Origin of the sequence: Caballeronia sp. INML1 (assembly GCF_023631085.1) — a bacterium.
GTDB lineage: Bacteria > Pseudomonadota > Gammaproteobacteria > Burkholderiales > Burkholderiaceae > Caballeronia > Caballeronia turbans.
The window spans coordinates 429379-448777 of the sequence record NZ_JALQDT010000051.1 but is presented as its reverse complement, the minus strand read 5'-3'; the positions used below and the strand labels follow the sequence as shown (position 1 = coordinate 448777).

18 protein-coding genes and 1 pseudogene are annotated in these 19399 nt (G+C 63.1%); 12 read left to right on the top strand and 7 right to left on the bottom strand.

Annotated elements, in window-relative coordinates; all coding sequences use genetic code 11:
- Nucleotides 1-3: 3 nt before the first annotated feature.
- From doeB to NCR38_RS18220, 5 genes are all read left to right on the top strand, one after another.
- The gene (gene doeB / locus NCR38_RS18240) at nt 4-1026 is read left to right on the top strand and encodes a N(2)-acetyl-L-2,4-diaminobutanoate deacetylase DoeB (protein ID WP_061118111.1); all 1023 of its coding nucleotides are present in this window, start codon (nt 4-6) and stop codon (nt 1024-1026) included.
- Nucleotide 1027: 1 nt separating this feature from the next.
- A complete protein-coding gene (locus NCR38_RS18235) occupies nt 1028-1510 on the top strand; it encodes an Lrp/AsnC family transcriptional regulator (RefSeq protein ID WP_061118112.1) in 483 nt (160 codons plus the stop codon).
- Nucleotides 1511-1766: 256 nt separating this feature from the next.
- Nucleotides 1767-3245 carry an NAD-dependent succinate-semialdehyde dehydrogenase gene (locus NCR38_RS18230; protein ID WP_061118158.1) on the top strand — a complete coding sequence of 493 codons (1479 nt, stop codon included), beginning with the start codon at nt 1767-1769 and terminating at the stop codon, nt 3243-3245.
- A 46-nt stretch (nt 3246-3291) separates the two neighbouring features.
- On the top strand, nt 3292-4710 hold the full coding sequence (locus NCR38_RS18225) for an aspartate aminotransferase family protein (RefSeq protein ID WP_061118113.1): 1419 nt from the start codon (nt 3292-3294) through the stop codon (nt 4708-4710).
- A gap of 119 nt (nt 4711-4829) precedes the next feature.
- Nucleotides 4830-5063, top strand: a complete 234-nt coding sequence (locus NCR38_RS18220; protein ID WP_250477444.1) for a hypothetical protein — start codon at nt 4830-4832, stop codon at nt 5061-5063.
- Between the two features lie 62 nt (nt 5064-5125).
- On the opposite strand, the gene pqqA is transcribed toward NCR38_RS18220, so the two are convergent.
- Nucleotides 5126-5200, bottom strand: a complete 75-nt coding sequence (gene pqqA, locus NCR38_RS18215; protein WP_008353049.1) for a pyrroloquinoline quinone precursor peptide PqqA — start codon at nt 5198-5200, stop codon at nt 5126-5128.
- A 317-nt stretch (nt 5201-5517) separates the two neighbouring features.
- Nucleotides 5518-5751 (bottom strand): DUF2795 domain-containing protein, encoded by a 234-nt coding sequence (locus NCR38_RS18210; RefSeq protein WP_061118114.1) that lies wholly within the window; start codon nt 5749-5751, stop codon nt 5518-5520.
- A gap of 118 nt (nt 5752-5869) precedes the next feature.
- Between NCR38_RS18210 and NCR38_RS18205 the strand changes: the two genes are divergently transcribed.
- Complete coding sequence (locus NCR38_RS18205; protein WP_061118115.1) at nt 5870-6106, top strand: hypothetical protein; 237 nt, start codon at nt 5870-5872, stop codon at nt 6104-6106.
- A gap of 12 nt (nt 6107-6118) precedes the next feature.
- Here the strand turns inward: NCR38_RS18205 and NCR38_RS18200 are convergent, their stop codons facing one another.
- A complete protein-coding gene (locus NCR38_RS18200) occupies nt 6119-9040 on the bottom strand; it encodes an EAL domain-containing protein (RefSeq protein WP_061118116.1) in 2922 nt (973 codons plus the stop codon).
- 174 nt (nt 9041-9214) lie between these two features.
- A pseudogene (locus NCR38_RS18195) lies at nt 9215-10272 on the bottom strand (GlxA family transcriptional regulator).
- 59 nt (nt 10273-10331) lie between these two features.
- Between NCR38_RS18195 and NCR38_RS18190 the strand changes: the two are divergent.
- On the top strand, nt 10332-11021 hold the full coding sequence (locus tag NCR38_RS18190; protein WP_061118118.1) for a DJ-1/PfpI family protein: 690 nt from the start codon (nt 10332-10334) through the stop codon (nt 11019-11021).
- 57 nt (nt 11022-11078) lie between these two features.
- On the opposite strand, the gene NCR38_RS18185 is transcribed toward NCR38_RS18190, so the two are convergent.
- Together NCR38_RS18185 and NCR38_RS18180 are read right to left on the bottom strand one after the other, a co-directional pair.
- On the bottom strand, nt 11079-11501 hold the full coding sequence (locus tag NCR38_RS18185) for an N-acetyltransferase (protein WP_061118119.1): 423 nt from the start codon (nt 11499-11501) through the stop codon (nt 11079-11081).
- Nucleotides 11502-11511: 10 nt separating this feature from the next.
- Complete coding sequence (locus tag NCR38_RS18180) at nt 11512-12249, bottom strand: ABC transporter substrate-binding protein (protein ID WP_061118120.1); 738 nt, start codon at nt 12247-12249, stop codon at nt 11512-11514.
- An 89-nt stretch (nt 12250-12338) separates the two neighbouring features.
- Here NCR38_RS18180 and NCR38_RS18175 point away from each other — a divergent pair, with 89 nt between their 5' ends.
- The 4 genes from NCR38_RS18175 to NCR38_RS18160 all read left to right on the top strand — a co-directional run bounded on the left by NCR38_RS18175 (nt 12339) and on the right by NCR38_RS18160 (nt 16177).
- Nucleotides 12339-12848: a cupin domain-containing protein gene (locus NCR38_RS18175; protein ID WP_250477443.1), complete on the top strand. Its 510-nt coding sequence runs from the start codon at nt 12339-12341 to the stop codon at nt 12846-12848.
- Between the two features lie 49 nt (nt 12849-12897).
- Nucleotides 12898-13680, top strand: a complete 783-nt coding sequence (locus tag NCR38_RS18170; protein WP_061118122.1) for an IclR family transcriptional regulator — start codon at nt 12898-12900, stop codon at nt 13678-13680.
- Between the two features lie 608 nt (nt 13681-14288).
- The gene (locus tag NCR38_RS18165) at nt 14289-15968 is read left to right on the top strand and encodes an FAD-dependent oxidoreductase (protein ID WP_061115629.1); all 1680 of its coding nucleotides are present in this window, start codon (nt 14289-14291) and stop codon (nt 15966-15968) included.
- Entirely contained in the window at nt 15968-16177 is a 210-nt protein-coding gene (locus NCR38_RS18160; RefSeq protein WP_061116044.1) for a DUF2783 domain-containing protein, read from the top strand. The genes NCR38_RS18165 and NCR38_RS18160 overlap by 1 nt, the downstream gene beginning before the upstream one ends.
- Here the strand turns inward: NCR38_RS18160 and mobB are convergent.
- Nucleotides 16156-16698: a molybdopterin-guanine dinucleotide biosynthesis protein B gene (gene mobB, locus NCR38_RS18155; protein WP_061115630.1), complete on the bottom strand. Its 543-nt coding sequence runs from the start codon at nt 16696-16698 to the stop codon at nt 16156-16158. The two genes, NCR38_RS18160 and mobB, sit on opposite strands and share 22 nt — an antisense overlap.
- A 173-nt stretch (nt 16699-16871) precedes the next feature.
- Between mobB and NCR38_RS18150 the strand changes: the two genes are divergently transcribed.
- A complete protein-coding gene (locus tag NCR38_RS18150; RefSeq protein ID WP_061115631.1) occupies nt 16872-19394 on the top strand; it encodes an adenosylcobalamin-dependent ribonucleoside-diphosphate reductase in 2523 nt (840 codons plus the stop codon).
- Nucleotides 19395-19399: the final 5 nt, after the last annotated feature.

Below are 19399 nucleotides of genomic sequence, written 5' to 3'. Positions count from 1 at the left end.
ACGATGCGCGCGTCACCGATCAGCCCGACCGTCGACTTCGACGCCGATGGAGAACAGCACGGCTTCCTGAAGCTGCCGTATTCGCGCGACGATTCGGCGTGGGGCGCGGTGATGATTCCGGTCACCGTGATCAAGCGCGGCGACGGACCGACCGCGCTGCTCACGGGCGGCAATCATGGCGACGAGTACGAAGGGCCGATCGCGCTGGCGAAGCTCGCATCGACACTCAGGGCCGGCGACGTGAACGGCCGCGTGATCATCGTGCCGTTCATGAACTATCCCGCGTTTCGTGCGGGTTCGCGCACCTCGCCGATCGATGCGGGCAACCTGAATCGCAGCTTTCCCGGCAAGCCGGACGGCACGGTGACCGAGAAGATCGCGGATTACTTTCAGCGTCATCTGTTGCCGCTCGCCGATTATGTGCTCGATATCCACGCGGGCGGCCGCACGCTCGACTTCCTGCCGTTCGCGGCGATTCACGTGCTGAGCGACGGTACACAGCAATCACGTTGCGAAGCTGCGATGCGCGCGTTCGGCGCGCCGTATTCGATGCGCATGCTCGAGCTCGATAGCATCGGCCTCTATGACAGTGCAGCGGAGGAGGCGGGCAAGGTGTTCGTATCGACGGAACTGGGCGGCGGCGGCTCGTCGACGGCGAAGAGCGTCGCGGTCGCGGAGCGTGGTGTGTACGGATTTCTCGCGTATGCGGGCATCATCGAGAAAGATGTGACGCATGATCAGGCGCGCACGACGACGCTGCTCGACATGCCGGATGGCTCCTGCTACACGACGAGCGAGCATGCGGGCCTGCTCGAAATGTGCCGTGATCTCGGCGACATGGTGAAGGCGGGCGACGTGCTGGCGCGCGTGTACGACATCACGCGCACGGGGGCGGCGCCGGTTGAATATCGTGCGAAGCGTGACGGGTTGCTGGCGGCGCGGCACTTTCCGGGCCTTGTACAAACGGGCGATACCGTGGCCGTGGTCGCGGATATCGTCGAGCGCAACATTGCCGTGAGCGTGTGACTTGATCAAGCTCGACCGCTACGATCTGGCTATTCTGCGGATTCTTGCGCGGGATGGCCGCATTACGAAATCGCGCCTTGCGGAGGAGGTCAATCTGTCGATCTCGCCTGCGTGGGAGCGCGTGAAGAAGCTCGAAGACAGCGGACTCATCAGGGGGTATCGCGCGGATATCGACTGGACCGGTGCGTTCAAGGGCAGCCGCATCGTCGTCGAGGTGACGCTATCGCGTCATACCGCGCAGGATATGCGGCGCTTCGAGGAGCGCGTCGCGGCGGCTTCCGAGATCGTGCAGTGCTATGCCACCGGGGGTGGCGTGGATTACGTGCTGCAGGTCGTGTCGCGGGATATCGATCACTATCAGCGGTTCATTGATTCACTGCTCGTGGAGGAGTTGGGGATCGAGAGGTACTTCACCTATATCGTTACCAAAGTCGTGAAGGATGTGGCTAGTGGGCCGCCGGATTGGGCTGATGATGTGATGTGACTTTGTGGTTTCGCCGGATCCCGTTTCGTTATTGGTTTATTAGCACTGCCCCGCACAGGGGCAACGCTAATAAACCAACGAGAAAACAGGATTCCACGCAAATGCCCCGCCCCAAAAACCCCCAAAAACCCTCAACCCAGACAGAAAAAACAACAACACGCCCAGCCGATAACAAAAAATCCCCCGACCGCACGAACCGTAGACTAGATGCATCGAATCAATCAAGCGAATGCACGCTTCGAGCAAGGAGACGAACATGCTGCTGGGTCATCCCGTTCTATTCAAATCGCTTTGTTATATCGACGGCCGCTGGGTCCATAGCGACAGCGCCGCATCCATCGCAGTGACCAATCCCGCCGATCAAAACGTCATCGGTCATGTGCCGATGCTCGATCGTGCGCAAATCGTCGGCGCAATCGACGCCGCCGATCGCGCATTCCAGTCCTGGCGCTGGATGCCGCAGCAAAAGCGCAGCGCACTGCTGTTGCGCTGGCATGAGCTCATCATGCGTCATCAATCCGACCTCGCGGGCATTCTGTCTCTCGAACAAGGCAAGCCGCTTGCCGAATCGAAAGGCGAGATCGCGTATGCGGCAAGTTTCATCGAATGGTTCGCGAACGAAGCGAAGCGTCTGACGGGCCGCACCATTCCGACCCATATCGACGGCGCGCATCTCGGCACGGTGATGGAGCCGGTCGGAGTCGCCGCGCTCATCACGCCGTGGAACTTCCCTGTGGCGATGATCACGCGCAAGGCCGCCGCCGCCATTGCAGCGGGCTGTTCCGTCGTCGTGAAACCAGCACACGAAACGCCGTTCTCCGCGATCGCGCTGGCGCAACTCGCCGAAGAAGCCGGCTTTCCCCCGGGCGTGTTCAACGTCGTCATCGGCGAACCGCAAATGGCGATGGAAACGCTCGTCAGCGATACGCGCGTGCGCGCCGTGAGTTTCACGGGTTCGACGCGCGTCGGCACTCTCGTCGCGAAGACGGCGGCGCAGGCGGGCATCAAGAAGCTCGCGCTCGAACTGGGCGGCAATGCGCCTTTCATCGTGACCGAAGATGCGGACCTGGAGCACGCCGTGCGCGTCGCAGTCGGCGCGAAGTTCCAGACCTCGGGCCAGGACTGCTGCGCCGCAAATCGCATTCTCGTCGCGCGTTCGCTTTATGAACGATTCGTCGAACGCTATACGGAAGCGGTTAAGGCGCTGAAAGTGGGGACGGCATTCGAAGCCGATGTCGATGTCGGCCCGCTCATGCATCAGGCCGCTTTCGATGCGACCGTCGCGCGTGTCGAGGATGCGAAAGCGCAGGGCGCGCGCATCACCGCAGGCGGCAACGCCCATGCGCTCGGCGGCTGGTTTTATGAACCGACCGTCGTCGCCGATGCCAAACCGGGCATGCGCATATACGACGAAGAGAACTTCGCGCCTGTTTCCGCGATTTCCGCGTTCGATACGCTCGACGAAGCCGTCATGCGCGCGAATGACACGGAATACGGTCTCGCCGCCTACGTGTGCGCGAATCGCATCGACACGATCTTTCAGCTCGTGCGTCGACTCGACTTCGCAATGGTGTCGGTGAACGGCGTGAAATTCACCGGCGCGCCGATTCCCTTCGGCGGCATGAAAGCATCGGGTCTCGGCCGCGAAGGCGGCGCGGAAGGCTTCGAGCCCTTCGTCGAAACGAAATATTTCTGCCTCGGCAATCTCGGCCTGCCGCTCACGAGCGCGGCCTGAAAGAACTATCCTCAAAGACACGCATCATCGAATCAAGGAGAAGCACATGACCCAGCACAATCAATCGCTCGAGCAACTGTTCGCCGAAGACCGCGCGCACTTCATGCATCCGTCGACGCATGCGCACGATCATGCAAGCGGCGCGCTGCCCGGCAAGATCGTCACCGGCGCGAAGGGCATCCGGATCCAGGATCATCAGGGCAAGAACTATATCGATGCGTTCGCGGGTCTCTATTGCGTGAACATCGGCTATGGCCGCACCGAAGTAGCCGAAGCGATCTATGAGCAGGCGAAGAAGCTCGCGTATTACCACACGTATGTCGGTCACTCGACGGATACGATCATCGAATTGTCCTCACGCATCATCGGCTGGTCGCCCGAAGGCATGAAGAAGGTGTATTACGGCATGTCCGGGTCGGACGCGAACGAAACACAGATCAAGATCGTCTGGTACTACAACAACGTGCTCGGCCGCCCGAACAAGAAGAAGATCATTTCGCGCGAGCGCGGCTATCACGGCTCGGGCATCGTGACGGGCAGTCTCACGGGACTGCCGAGCTTCCATCAGAACTTCGATCTGCCGATCGATCGCGTAAAGCACACGGTTTGTCCGCACTGGTATCGCAAGGCGCCGGCCGGCATGAGCGAAGCGCCGTTCACCGCATATTGCGTGGAAGAGTTGGAAAGGCTGATCGCGAAGGAAGGTGCGGATACGATCGCCGCATTCATCGCGGAGCCGGTGATGGGCACGGGCGGCATCATCGCGCCGCCGCAAGGCTATTGGGAAGCAATCCAGGACGTGCTCAGGAAGCACGACATCCTGCTGATTTCCGATGAAGTCGTGTGCGGCTTCGGTCGTCTCGGCTCGAAGATGGGTGCGCAGCATTTCGGCATCAAGCCGGATCTCATCACCGTCGCGAAGGGGCTCACGAGCGCATATGCGCCGTTGTCGGGCGTGATCGTCGGTGAGAAGGTGTGGGATGTCATCGAGAAAGGTTCGCAGGAGTTCGGTCCGATGGGCCACGGCTGGACCTATTCGGGGCATCCGATCTGCGCGGCCGCGGCGATCGCCAACCTGGATATTCTCGAGCGCGAGAACCTCACGCAGAATGCCGCCGATGTCGGCGGGTATTTGCAGCAGCAACTGCATGCAGCGTTCGATGCGCATCCGCTCGTCGGTGAAGTGCGCGGCGCGGGCATGCTCGCGGCGCTCGAATTCATGGCCGACAAGGGCGAGCGCAAGCCGTTCGATGCGGCGTTGAAGGTCGGCCCGAAGGTATCGGCGGCGGCGCTTGAACGCGGCGTGATCGCGCGTGCAATGCCGCATGGCGATATCCTCGGCTTCGCGCCGCCGCTTGTCACGACGCGTGCAGAAGTGGACGAAATCGTCGGCATCGTGAAAGAGGCCGTGGATGCGGTGGCGAACGAAGTGATCGGCTCGGCACTGTCGACGCAGGCAATCTGAGCTTCTCACTGCAGTGGTGCTAACGGAGGCCCGCAGCAGATGCGGGCCTCTTTGTTTTCGCGTAGTGGTACGCGCGTTGCTCTCGTATCTTCGACGTAACAAGCGAACGGAGACTTACGATGAGCGATAGCGAAGAGAAGCGCCATGAGCAACCGCATTCCGCTCCCAAGCCGAATGCAGCGGAAATCGAGCCGGAGAACCGGCGGCTCGATCAACACCCGCATCAGACGGCGGAAGTGCCGTATGGGTCGGGCAATGAGCCGGAGGTCCCGGGCAAGGGCGGGCTCGATGCGCAGAACGCGGATCTTCCCGATCCGGCGAATAAACATACCGAACCGTTACAGCGCAAATGACGGCTATCCGATAAGCTGAAAAACAAAACGGCCATTTTTATGGCCGTTTTGTCATTTTCGATTTAGCGTGTGGCGATATACATCGTGATTTCAAAGCCAAAGCGCATATCGGTGAAACTCGGGGTTTCCCACTTCATAGAGCCTCCGTGTGCAATGATTGGCCAGACGGATGCCGGGCCATTGCGCGGTTCAACTGCTGCGGGCGCCGTGCAAAGCCGCGCATCCCAAATCGACGCATTCTCATCCTAGCGCGATAAAGACATATGCACGATTGGAAATTGCACCGGCGTTCATTTAATTTATTTATAGCGGTGATGGAAACCCTCGAACACCGTCCGGATGAGGGATAACCCTGTCGGACCTGCCAAGAATAGCTATTGCTCAGACAAGTGTCGGTCGCGCGATGCAACACGATGGATGCCGCATCGCGGAGTACATTTGAAAGCCGCGCATATCACTCCGCACGGGCTGCTTCACGCAGCACGGCGTCTGCGCTATCAAAATTACGATCGGTCATTTTGTTGAGTACGGCGATAACTTCGCCGTCCGCGCCATTGCTTTTGGCCAGCGCCATAAGTTTCTCCTTGCCCATCGGATACTCGGCGCCCTTGAGCGCGCGGGCGATTTCTTGGGGTGGCGGCTCGTCCGGATGCCGATGATTCTGCGAATGCGCGGGATGCTGTGCCATTTACGCCTCCTGTTCGACGCGACGATAACGCTTACGAATCAGCAACGGCTGTACCCGTCCTCGGCGCGCTTGATGCTGTCTCGTCGGCGCGACTCAACGAAAATGGAGGCAGCGCAACATGACTATCTCAGCAGACCGCGTGTCCGACACAGAAATAAAGGTCGGCGACACTATCTATACCTTCGACGCCAAGGCCACCGCCGACAGCTTTCAGCAATGCCTCGGCAACGACAGCGTCGAGACCTGCGCGAAGAATCACGCGCCCGTTTCGACACGCGCCGCGTTCGATGAAAGCGGCGAGCCCAAGGGCGAGCCGGGCAGCATCATCTCGCCGTCGCTGGGCGGCATGCCTTGAAGCGCGGTGCACTCATAGCGCCGCGCTTGCCGTCGTCGAGCGCGGCGCAAGCGATGCGCGTGTGAGCGCGTCGAGCGGCAGCGGCTTGTCGAAGAAATAGCCTTGCGCTTGCGCGGCACCCATGTCGCGAAGCACGGCAAGCGTCGCTGCGTCCTCGACGCCTTCGGCAACGAGCGTCAGATCGAGCGATTCGGCCATGCGGACGATTGCGCGCACGATCGCACGGCTGCGCGGACTTTCGGTGAGTTCGAGAATGAACGACTTGTCGATCTTCAGGCCCGTGAACTGGTACTGATGCACGTAGCTCAACGATGAGAAGCCCGCGCCGAAGTCATCGAGCACGACGGACATGCCGTTGTCCGCGAGGCGCTGCATGGTGCGGCGCGCAAGCGCAGGTTCGGCGACGAGCGCGCCTTCCGTCAACTCGAGACACACGCGCGACGGCGACACGCGATAACGCCGCAACAATGCAAGCACGTCGTCGGCGAATTCCGGACGCGTCATGCTGTAGCTGGAGCAGTTCACATGCACCGGCGGCCAGTGCGCAAAGCGCGCATTGGAGAGGATGGCCGCGACACGCTCCAGCATATACAGATCGAGCCTGCCGATGAGCCTCAAGCCTTCGACCGAAGGAAGAAATTCACCCGGCCCGACGAGGTGACCATCGGGCTGACGCCAGCGGATCAATGCTTCGAGCGCAACGACTTCGCCGCTTTTCACATCGACGATAGGCTGGAAGTAGGGCACCAGTTCGTCGTCGCGTTTGATGGCGTTGCGCAGCGCGCCTTCGCGTTCCACCTGATCCGACACCTGACGTCGCAGTTCCTGATTGAATACGACGAAGCTGTCGCGGCCCGCGTTCTTCACGCGATACATCGCCGTATCGGCATCGCGCAACAGATCGGCGGGCTCGGTATGAAACTGACTGTCCGCACTCACGATGCCGATACTGCACGACGAGAACACGACATGCTCTTCGATATGAAACGGCAGATCGAACGCGGCCAGGATGCGCTTGGCGATCGATACCGCGTCGCGCACGTGCGCATTCGGCGAGAGCACGGCGAATTCATCGCCTCCCAAACGCGCAAGCAGATCGGTCGAGCGCAGGCAGTCGCGCAGACGCGCGGCCGCCTGCACGAGCAGCATGTCGCCGAAGTGATGGCCGAGACTGTCGTTCACGACCTTGAAGCGGTCGAGGTCGATGAACATCACCGCGAGCTGGTCGCCGCGCGTCTGATAGTCGCGCCATGCGCAGCGCAGCTTTTGCATCAGATGGCTGCGATTGGGCAGGCCCGTCAGTGAATCGTGCGAGTTCTCGTAGAGCAGGCGCGCGTTGACATCGTCGAGTTCGCGCGTGCGGGCCTGCACGCGCGCTTCGAGTTCCAGATTCGCGGCATGCAGCGCTTCGGCATCGCGACGGCGCGAGAGCGCGGTGTCGATATGGCGCGACACGAAGGTCAGCAACTCCTGATCGCGCAGCGAATAGCGCACGAGCGGCGAATAGCTTTGCACGGCGAGCACGCCGCGCACGACGTCGCCATCGAAGAGCGGAATGCCGAGCCACGAACGCAGGCGCACTTCGCGATGCTCGATCTCGAATGCGCCTTCTTCGATGAGACGCAACGCTTCCGAATGATCGATGAGGCGGGGACGCCGCTCGTGTATCACGTATTCCGTGAGGCCGCGCTGACCGCGTCGTGGCGCGGGGCGCTCCTGCACGATCTCGTCGACGTAATACGGGAACGACACTTCGCCCGTTTCCGTTTCGAAGAGCGCGATGAAGAAGTTTCGCGCATACAGCAACTCGCCGACGATGCCATGCAGGCTGCGAAAGAATTCCATCATGTCGCCCGGACGGCTCGACAGCTCGGCGATCTGATACAGCGCCGCCTGCAAGTGCTCGGAACGCTCGCGCTCCGCGATGCCATGACGCAGCGCCGCGTTGAGCTTCGACAGTTCGGAGGTGCGGCGCGCGACCTGCTCTTCGAGATCCGCGCGGTGCAGGATTCGGTCGAGCGCCATCGCCACATGGCGCGCGACGACGAGAAAGAGTGCGCGGTCCTCGGCGGTGTAAATGCGCGACACGTCGTAGACCTGCATCGCGAGCATGCCGAACACTTCGTCGCTCGCATTCTTGAGGGGCGCGCCCATCCAGAACTCGGGGCGATCGCCGATACAGTAGAAACGGCCCGCGCGCTCGGCCGCGCGGATATCGGCGGCGGTGATGAAAAGCGGCTGCGCGCTCGTGAGCACTTGGCCGGTCATCGACAGGCGCGCCGGATTCAGAATGTCGTAGTTCTCGGCCGCGACGACATCGGTATCGATCACATCGACGTAATACGGGTACGTGATCTTCCCCGACTTGCGATCGTAGAGCGCCAGATAAAAATTCTCGGCGTCGATGAGCGTGCCGAGCCGTTCGTGCACGCCACGCAGAAAATCGGCGCGCTCGGGCACCGAGCTCGCGAGATAGGCAATCTCATAGAGCACGCGCTGCGTGAGTTGCGCGCGCGCGAGCGCGTCGGCCTGCACGCGCTCGCCGAGCGTGCGCGCGAGTTCGATGAGATGCGCGTCGTCGCGATGCGCGACGGGCGCAAGCAGCCAGCCGAGCACGCTTTCGCCGCGCCCGGTCGGCCAGCAGTGCCAGCCCTGCGCGCCGCAGATCTCCGCGAGCCGTTCCTCGGCGATGCTATGCGGCCATGTCTGCGCGCCGGGCAGCGGCGTATCGCCGCGCCGCTCGAGATGCAATTGCTCGCCCGCGCGATACCACGCCCACTGTTGCGGGCAGCCCATCGCGGCGGCCTCGTGCAACAGGGCGTCGATCGATGGCGCGACGCTGGCGAAGACCTTGTCGTCGGTCGCCGTTACGGCTGCAGGTTCGACCGCGGTTGCGCGGGCAACCTGCGCGTCGTACGCGGGAAACACACTCATCGGCGCTCCAGGCCATTTTGTCGCCACGGCGGGCGGTTCTCGTTCAGCGACTGCGCTCGCACGCCGCCCGGGGCGCGCGCCTCAAGCAAACGTTCTTAATGGGGTAACGGCAGCGAGCTTACAGCCTTGAGTACGCAGGACAAAAAAAGCCGTCGCGCCGGCACGTGCGGGCGTTCATGCGGGTTGCGCGGCGTCGGCGCGGTCGTGCCCGGTGAATCTCTCGCGATAAGCCTGCGGCGACACGCCGAGCGAACGCAGAAAACCACGGCGCATGGTTTCCTCGGTGCCGAAGCCGCAGCGCGCGGCGACGCGCTTCACGGGCAGCGCCGTATCGCCGAGCAGGCGCCGCGCGGCTTCGAGCCGCATGCGTTCGATCGCGCGCGCGGGCGTCGTGCCTTCTGCGCTCGGTAATGGCGCACGAAGCTGCGCTCGCTCATGCCGACGCGCGCAGCCAGCACGCCGACCGACAGATCCCCCGCCAGATTTTCGGCGATCCACGCATGCAGTTCGCCGAAGCGTTCGCCTGATTTCTGCAGCGACAGCGCCGCGCTGAACTGCGCCTGCCCGCCGGGGCGCTTCAGGAACACGACGAGCTGGCGCGCGACGTCGAGCGCGAGCGTGCGCCCGAGATCGTCCTCGACCAGCGCCAGTGACAGATCGATGCCCGCCGTGACGCCGGCGGAAGTCCACACGTCGCCGTCGCGGATGAAGATGGGATCGGGCTCGACGTGGACCGACGGGAAGCGCGTGGCGAGTTCCGCGCAGCGCGTCCAGTGCGTGACGGCGCGCCGCTCGTTCAGCAGGCCCGCCGCCGCGAGCAGAAATGCGCCGGTGCAGACCGACGCCGTGCGCCGCGCGTGCGCCGAGCGCGCGCGCACCCAGTCGACCAGTTCGCGATCGTGCACCGCTTCGTGCACGCCCCAACCGCCCGCGACGATCAGCGTGTCGCACGCTTCGTTCGGCGCGGGCAGCGCGTCGCCGACGAGCCCCAGTCCAGCCGAGGCGCGCACCGTACCGCCTCGCGCGACGACGCGCGGACGATACGGCGGCGGCAAGCCCGCAGCCTTTGCAAGATCGTTCGCCGATGCGAAGACCTGCAACGGACCGGCGACATCGAGCAACTGGACATCAGGGAAGGCGAGCACGTCGATGGTGCGTGGGGCGTCGGCCGGCATGGCGGTCTCCGGAAACGAAGTTGGCGGAAAACGTGGGGCGTGTGTCAATTTCGCCATAGCCTAGCGGCGTAGCATCGGTTCGTCCACTGCACACACCATCGACCAAGGAGAAGACCATGACGCTACATATCGGCCTGTTGCTGTTCCCGCGCCTGCAGCAACTCGACATGACCGGCCCCTACGACGTTTTCGCGCACATGCCCGACGTGAAGGTGCATCTCGTCTGGAAGAGGCGCGAGCCGGTGAAATCGAGCGCCGGCATGATCCTCACGCCCGACGCGACCTACGCCGATTGCCCCGCGCTCGATGTGTTGTGCGTGCCCGGCGGCTCGGGCGTCGGAGATCTGATGGAAGACGAGGAGACACTCGCGTTCCTTCGCGAGCAGGCGGCGAGCGCGCGTTACGTGACGTCGGTTTGCACCGGTTCGCTCGTGCTCGGCGCGGCCGGCCTGCTGCGCGGCAAGCGTGCGACGACGCACTGGGCCTACCACGAACTGCTCGCGGAGCTGGGCGCCATGCCGGTGCACGAGCGCGTGGTGCGCGACGGCAATCTGTTCACGGGTGGCGGCATCACGGCGGGGATCGATTTCGCGTTGACGCTCGCGGCGGAACTCGTCGGCGAGCACGAGGCGCAGGCGATCCAACTGCAGATGGAATACGCGCCCGCGCCGCCGTTCGACGCGGGCGATCCGGCGCATGCGCCCGCGGCCGTCGTCAGCGATGTGCGCGAACGTTGCGCGCCGTCGCTGGCGGCGCGCGGCGCGATCACGGCGCGCGCCGCAGCGCGACTGAAATTGAATGCGTAATACAAAACGCATCATGCAAGAAGGCTCAATGAATGCAGAATGCAAAACGCCGGGTGTTCAGAATCGCTTCTGCATGAAATAGCGCGCCTGGCCCGCGTGAAAATCGGCAAGCTCGCCGAAGGTCTCGTAACCGCAGCGCGCGTAGAGCGCGCGCGCCGCGGGGTTGACCGTATCGAGCCACGCGGCGCGGCAGCCGCGCTTTCTCGCCTCGTTTTCGGCGGCTTCGAGCGCGCGTGCGCCGAGTCCGGCGCCGCGCGCGTCCTCGCGTATCCACAGCCATTTCACGAAGAGCCAATCCCACGCGGTGTAGCCCGCGAGCCCCCCGAGAAAATCGTCATCGCGATACAGCGACACGGCGAGATCGCGCTGCTGGCTCGGCCCGAGCCGCGCGCGATTGAATGCGGCGAGGGCGCCCGCGACGTCTTGCTCGAAAGTCGCGTCGATCCAGTCGGTCACGGCGACGGTGACGTCTGCGCTCATATCGGATCGCTCAGCTCTGCGCGGCCGGCGCGACCGACGCGCCCTTGATGCCGTGCCGCGCGAGCGCCTCGGCGACGAAGCCTGAGCGTTTGACATCCTCCACGAATTCGCTCAGATAGCGCGCAGCTTCGTCGCTGCGGGTCTTCGACAGGCCCATCGCCTGCTGGATCACCATGAAACGTCCTTCGAGCAGGCGCAAGCCGGGCGTGCGCGCTGCATCGGCTTCGAGTTGCTGCTTCACGCCCGCCGCGACTTCCAGGTTGTCGCGCAAAAACTCATCGACGACGGTCTGCGACAACGCCGTGCGCACGATTTGCGCATGTTTGATCTCGCGCGTGAGAAAGAGATCGTATGCGCTGCCCTTGCCGACCATGATGCGGTTGCCTTCGCGATCGACATCCTCGTTGCGCGTGAGCGGCGACGCATCGCGCACGAGGTAGCAGCCTTCGATCAGCACGTAGGGTGCGGTGAACGCGATGCCCGCGCCGCGCAGCGGATCGATCGCGAAGAAGCCGATATCGGCGCCATCGTTCGTGACCGCTTCGACCGACTCCGCGGCCCGGTCGAACGACGTGAAGGCGACAGGCACGCCGAGCCGCGATGCGAGCTCGCGCGCGATATCCACCGATACGCCGCCCGGCTCGCCGCTGTCGGTTCGATGCGCGAGAATCGGATTGCCGAGATTGATCGATGCGCGCAGCGTGCCTGTCGGCGCGAAGGCGTTCAGCAAGGAAGAGGAGAGAGTCATGGTGTCCGTCGCTTGAATGAAGGAAAGTATTCACACGGGCAATCCGATGCAGAATACGCGAACCACGACCGCTCTGGCAAAGGAACGACATGCAGCGCACACGCATCGACAGCCGGGAATTGATCGCGCGGCTGAAGCTCGAACCGCATCCTGAAGGTGGGTTCTTCCGGGAGACCTATCGCGCGAGCGGCAACGTCACGCGCGAAAGCGAAGGCGAATTGCGCTCGGCCTCGACCGCGATCTATTTCCTGCTCTGTGACGGCGGGCATTCCGCATGGCATCGCATCCGCTCCGACGAAGTCTGGCATTTCTACGCCGGCGATCCCATCGACGTCCATGTGCTCGATGCGAACGGCACGCTCGTCACGCATCGCCTCGGCAACGCGCTCGAGCATGCGGATACCCTGTTTCAGGCCGTCGTCAAAGCGGGCGACTGGTTCGCGGCCGAATGTCACGATGAAGAAGGCGCGGCGCTCGCCGGCTGCACGGTCGCGCCGGGCTTCGAGTTCAGCGAGTTCGAACTCGCCACGCCTGGGACGCTGGAAGCACGCTATCCGCAACATCGCGAGTTGATCGCCAGGCTAGGCCTCAAGCCGTGACGATGCGGTTATCATCGCGCGCATCATCGACAACAACAGAAGGTCAGGCATGAGCGGAGTGCGCCGCGGGATTCAATCGATCGAAGTCGGAGGCGCGCTCTTGCGTGCGCTGGTGGATCATGGCGGCCCGATGCTGCTCGGCGATCTTGCGAGAAAGGCGGGCATGCCCTCGGCGAAGGCGCATCCGTATCTCGTGTCGTACGGCAATCTCGGCCTGATTCAGCAGGACCCCGCAACGGGCCGCTACGAACTCGGCCCGTTCGCGCTGCAAATGGGGCTGATCAGCCTGCAGCGCGTCGATCCGGTGCGTCTCGCGATTGCGGAAGTGGCGAACATGACGCCGCGCATCGAGCATACGGTCGCGCTCGCGAGCGCGGGTAGTTATGGACCGACCATCGTTCACATCCAGCAGGCGAGCGTGCCCATCCACGTGACAATGCGCACGGGCACGGTGATGTCGCTGCTGCAGACCGCGACGGGCCGCGCGTTCGCCGCCTACCTGCCGCCGATGACGGTCGATGCGCTCGTCGCGATCGAGCGCGCGGGCGCGTTGCAGACCGGCGCCGAGCGTCGCGAGTACACGCGCGCGCAGATCGACGCGATGCTCGCCGAAGTGCGCGAGCACGGTATCGCGAGAGCGATCGACGAACCCGTCGCCGGCATCAGCGCGATCAGCGCGCCGGTGTTCGATCACACGCGCCATATCGTGCTCGCGATCACGGCGATCGGACCGAGCGGCTCGTTCGACGGCGCATGGGATGGCGACATCGCGAAGGGACTGCACGCGTGCGCGCAGCGCGTATCGAAGATGCTCGGTTTCGTCGCTGTCTGATTCGGTGCGTTCCGAGCGTCCGTAGGTGGTTCCTCTCGGTTTGACGCCGGATCCCGTTTTGTTATTGGTTTGCTAGCGTTGCCCCTGTGCGGGGCGGCAGTTACTTTCTTTGCTGCTGCAAAGAAAGTGACCAAAGAAACAGCTTCTCCCATCCAAAGTGCTTCATGCCGGCCGCCGCACAGGCGATTGACTTAATGGCCCGGCAATAGCGAGTGCCCCCACAAAACGCCCGGGGCTTGGATCGCGCACGGTCTGTCACCTTGCGCTGGACGACAAACGGGTTCGGCGCGAAATAGCTCCGGCCCGCTTTGCGGCCGATGGGTCAACCGGGTCCGCGTGTGCTCCCTTTTGATGGTTTCCCCCGCGTATCCCTCGGCAGCGGCGCGGTCCTAAAGAAAGTAGGTGCTGCCCCCACAGGGGGAACTATTAGACCGACACGAAAACGGGATCCAGCCGAAAGTTTGCAATCGTCAAGAGCCAGCACCGGTCGACATACGGGTAAACCTAAATTCAACCATATAAAACGACTTGTACAATGATGAACAGATAACCGAGAGCGAAGAAATTCGCGCGTGAGCCGAGCCAGGCTCGACGATGGAGACGATCGAATGTCCGTAAATTACGCCAGTCTGCGCTTTGAATACGAGCGCGCGCCCGAGCACGATGCGCCCGCGTCCTCGCCTTATCCCGTCGCCGTGGTCGGCGCGGGCCCGGTCGGTCTTGCAACGGCCATCGACCTCGCCCAGCAAGGCGTGCGCACCGTGCTGCTCGACAACGACGACACGGTGTCGACCGGCTCGCGCGCAATCTGCTTTGCCAAGCGCACGCTGGAAATTTTCGATCGCCTTGGCTGCGGCGACAGGATGATCGAGAAGGGCGTGAGCTGGAACGTCGGCAAGGTATTTCTGCATGACGACCTCGTCTACACGTTCAATCTCTTGCCGGAAACAGGACATGCGCGGCCCGCGTTCATCAACTTGCAGCAGTACTACGTCGAAGGCTTTCTCGCCGAACGCGCGATGGAGCTGGAGCAACTGCAATTGCGCTGGAAGAGCACTGTCACCGGCGTCACGCAGCATGACGATCACGTCGAATTGCAGATCGAAACGCCCGATGGAAACTATTCGCTCAAGGCGCAGTATGTCGTGGCCGCCGATGGTGCCCGCAGCCCGATGCGCAAGTCCCTCGGTCTCGACAGCCACGGGCGCACGTTCAAAGATCGCTTCCTGATTGCCGACGTGAAGATGAAGGCGCCGTTTCCCACCGAGCGCTGGTTCTGGTTCGACCCGCCGTTTCATCGGAACCAGTCTGTGCTATTGCATCGTCAGCCGGATAACGTATGGCGCATCGACTTTCAGCTCGGCTGGGACGCGGACCCCGTCGCTGAAAAAGCGCCCGAGCGTGTGATTCCGCGCGTGAAGGCGCTGCTCGGCGAAGACGCCGAATTCGAACTGGAATGGGTGAGCGTGTACACGTTCTCGTGTCTGCGCATGGACAGCTTCAGACACGGGCGCATCATTTTTGCGGGCGATTCGGCCCACGGCGTGTCGCCATTCGGCGCGCGCGGTGCGAACAGCGGCGTGCAGGACGCGGACAATCTCGCGTGGAAACTCAGGCTCGTCGCGAACGGCGATGCGCCGCACACGCTGCTCGATACCTACGCGTCCGAACGCGAATACGCCGCCGACGAAAACATCCTCAACTCGACGCGCGCCACCGACTTCATCACCCCGAAGAGCGCGGTATCACGCCTCTTTCGCGATGCGACGCTCAATCTCGCGAAGGATTGCGCATTCGCGCGGCGCATGGCGAACAGCGGGCGTCTTTCGGTGCCCGCGGTGCTGCGCGACTCGACGCTCAATACACCCGACGCGGATGGCGATGCCTTCGATTGCGCGATGATTCCCGGCGCGCCGTGCGTGGATGCGCCCGTGCGCGTCGATGACCGCGACGCATGGCTCTTGCCTCAGACTCACGGCGGCGCGTTCACGGGCATCTATTTCTGCGGACTCGGTCACGGCCCGGAGGTTTGCGCGCAAAGCCTCGCGGCGTTGTCGAAGGCGCCGTTGCCCGTGCGTGCGCTGATCGTCGTGCCGAGAGGCATGACCTGCGCGGTGCCGGGCGTGACCGTGATCGAAGACGTGGAAGGCATGGTCGCGCATCGCTTCGATGCACGGCCCGGCACGTTCTATCTGCTGCGTCCCGATCAACATGTGTGCGCGCGCTGGCGCGCCTTCGATGCCGCATCGGTCGCAGCGGCGGTCAAACGTGCAACCTGCAACGGATGATGAATCGTATGAAGCTCAATCTCGAACTGAATATCGCAGATCACGATGCGTTCTACGAGCGCCTCATCGACGCGCACAACGGACTCTCCGACGAAGCGAGCCAGATGCTCAACGCGAAGCTCGTGCTGCTGCTCGCGAACCATATCGGCGATAACGACGTCTTGAAAGAAGCACTCGCGATGGCGCGTCACGGCCTCGCCGAAAGCTGATCTTTCAGCACGATGCCCACGCGCTCGCAAATGAACGCGCCGATGCCCGCGATGTCATTCAGATCGAGTATCGGCAAGCTCGATTCGATCGCGGCGGCATCATCGGTTGCAATTGCAACGATCTCCACATCGGTCTCGTAAAGCGGATCGCGGCCCGCCGAGGGCCGCACGACTTCGAGCCGCGGCATCGCTTCACGCGCGAATCCCTCGACGATCACGAGGTCCGCGTGAGACAGCCGTGCTGCCAGTTCGGCAAGCGGCGGCTCCGCGTCGCCGTTCAATTCGCGCACGATCGCATACCGGTAAGGCGATGCGATCAGCACTTCCGCGGCGCCCGCGCGGCGAAAGCGCGCACTGTCCTTGCCCGGCGGCTCGAGTTCGATCGAGTGATGACTGTGCTTGATGACATTGACCATGAGGCCGTGTGCGCGCAGCCACGGCAGCAGCGCTTCGATCAACGTGGTCTTGCCCTGGCCCGAGCGGCCCGAAATGCCGAAGAACGGCGGATGACGCGAATTCATGCGTATGGTCGGCTGATTGAACTGGTTTCGATCAGACGAGTTTAACGGGTCGATGGCGAGCGTCGAGAAATCGCGCTATCGTCGGGCATTGCCTTTGCGGCAGTTCATGCCAAGCGCGCGCAACGCCTTTCCGACCCCATCGCGCAAGGCTCAGCAATCAAAGGATCTCCGACATGGCTGAAGACAATCCCAGCACCGCTCTCGCACCGCAGCAGTTCTCCGTCGACGTGATGCTCGAAAAATATGCCAAGGGCGACGAGACGCGCGTCGAGGATATTTACCTGCGCGTGGCGCGCGGTGTCGCGCTTGCCGAGCCGAAAGAGTCGCGCGCGAAGATCGAAGCGGAGTTCGTCGATAACTTCAAGCGCGGCGCGCTCGGCGCGGGGCGCATCATGAGCGCGGCCGGCGCGGGCATCGACGCGACGCTCATCAATTGCTTCGTGCAGCCCGTAGGCGATGCGATACAGAACGTCGACAGCAACGGCTTGCCGGGTATTTACGTCGCGCTGCTGCAGGCAGCCGAGACGATGCGTCGCGGCGGCGGCGTCGGGTATAACTTTTCGGCGATCCGTCCGCGCGGCGCGCGTGTGCATTCGACGGGATCGGCGGCATCGGGTCCATGCAGCTACATGGACGTGTTCGACGCATCGTGCCGCACGGTCGAAAGCGCGGGCTCGCGGCGCGGCGCGCAAATGGGCATTCTCGATTGCTCGCATCCCGATCTGCTCGAATTCATCGCGGCAAAACATACGAAAGGGCGCTGGAACAATTTCAATGTATCGGTCGCGGTGACCGATGAGTTCATGCAGGCCGTCGCCGACGACGCCACATGGCAGCTCGTGCACAAGGCCGAACCGTCACCGGCGCAGCGTGCCGCCGAGGACATGCACCAGCGCGAGGACGGCCTTTGGGTCTATCGCGAAGTGCAGGCGCGCGAAGTATGGAACACGATCATGCGCTCGACTTACGACGTCGCCGAGCCGGGTGTCGTGTTCATGTCGCGCATGAACGACGATAACAATCTGCGCGCGGTCGAATCGATTCGCGCGACCAATCCATGCGGCGAACAGCCGCTGCCCGCATACGGCTGCTGCAATCTCGGTCCGCTCAATCTCACGCGCTTCGTGCACGATCCGTTCGCGCAGATGCGCGGCGGCGCGCCGTCCTTCGACTGGGACGGCCTTGCACGCACGACGCGCACGCAAGTGCGCTTTCTCGACGACGTGCTCGACGTCACGCTCTGGCCACTCGAAGAGCAGGCACGCGAAGCCGCAGCGAAGCGCCGCATCGGCGTGGGCTTTACCGGCCTCGGCGACACGCTCGTGATGCTCGGGCTTCGCTATGACGCGCAGGAAGGGCGCGACTTCGCCACGCGGGTCGCGCGCACGATGCGCGACGAGGCGTACCGCGCATCGGTCGAACTCGCGAAAGAGCGCGGCACGTTTCCGCTCTTCGATGCGAAGCATTATCTGGCAGAGGGCACGTTCGCCTCGCGCCTGCCCGACGACATCAAGCGCGCGATACGCGAGCATGGCATTCGCAACAGTCATCTGCTGTCGATCGCGCCGACGGGCACCGTGAGCCTCGCGTTCGCGGACAACGCATCGAACGGCATCGAGCCGGCGTTCTCGTGGACCTATCAACGCACGAAACGCATGGCGGACGGTTCACGTCAGACCTTCCCCGTCGAAGATCACGCGTACCGGCTATATCGCGAGATGGGCGGCGACGTGAACGCGCTGCCCGACTATTTCATCAGCGCGCTGCAGATGTCCGCGCACGATCACATGGAGATGATGGCCGCGGTGCAACCGTTCGTGGATACATCGATTTCGAAGACCGTGAACGTGCCCGCAGATTATCCATTCGACAAGTTTCAGGATCTCTATTTCGAGGCATGGCGGCGCGGACTGAAGGGGCTTGCGACATATCGGCCGAACGAGACGCTGGGCGCGGTGCTCTCCGTCACGCCCGCCGAGACGCCGAGCGATTCGCCCGACCCCGAACTCGATCTCGATCCGTTGCGCATTGCGATCGATCATCGGCCGAGAGGCGAGTTGCCCGCGATCATCGAGAAGGTCGAGTATCTGACGCAGGCGGGAAAGAAGTCGCTTTATCTCGCGGTCTCGTTCATCGAAGTGACGGGGCGTATCGGCGGCGAGGACGTGACGATCGAGCGGCCCATCGAGTTCTTCATTCCCACGGGGCAGCGCGACGAATCACAGCAATGGATCACGGCGACGATGCGTTCGCTGTCACTGGCCGCGCGCGGCGGTTTCGCGGCGCGCACGCTGCAGGACATGCGAAAAGTGTCGTGGGACCGCGGACAGGTGCGACTCGGCGATGTCGAACGGCTCGACGGACATCGCAGTCCGCGCTGGCACGATTCGGAAGTCGCCGCGTTAGCGTATGCGATCCAGCAGATTCTTTATCGTCGCGGTTTTCTCGACGCAGAAGGAAACCAGGTACCGTCGCGCGTGCTTGCGCGCAAGCGTGCCGATTGCGCGCCGCATCCGGTAGCTGTAGCCGATGAACGCGAGGAGGTATCCGAGGGTATCGCGGGAGGTGAGATCGATCCGCATAGCCTTTCCCTGATGCACGGCCGGAAATGCGCGACGTGTGGTGCAAATGCAGTGATCCGCAAGGACGGCTGCGACTTCTGCACGGCATGCGGCGAAATCGGCGCGTGCGGTTGAGTTGA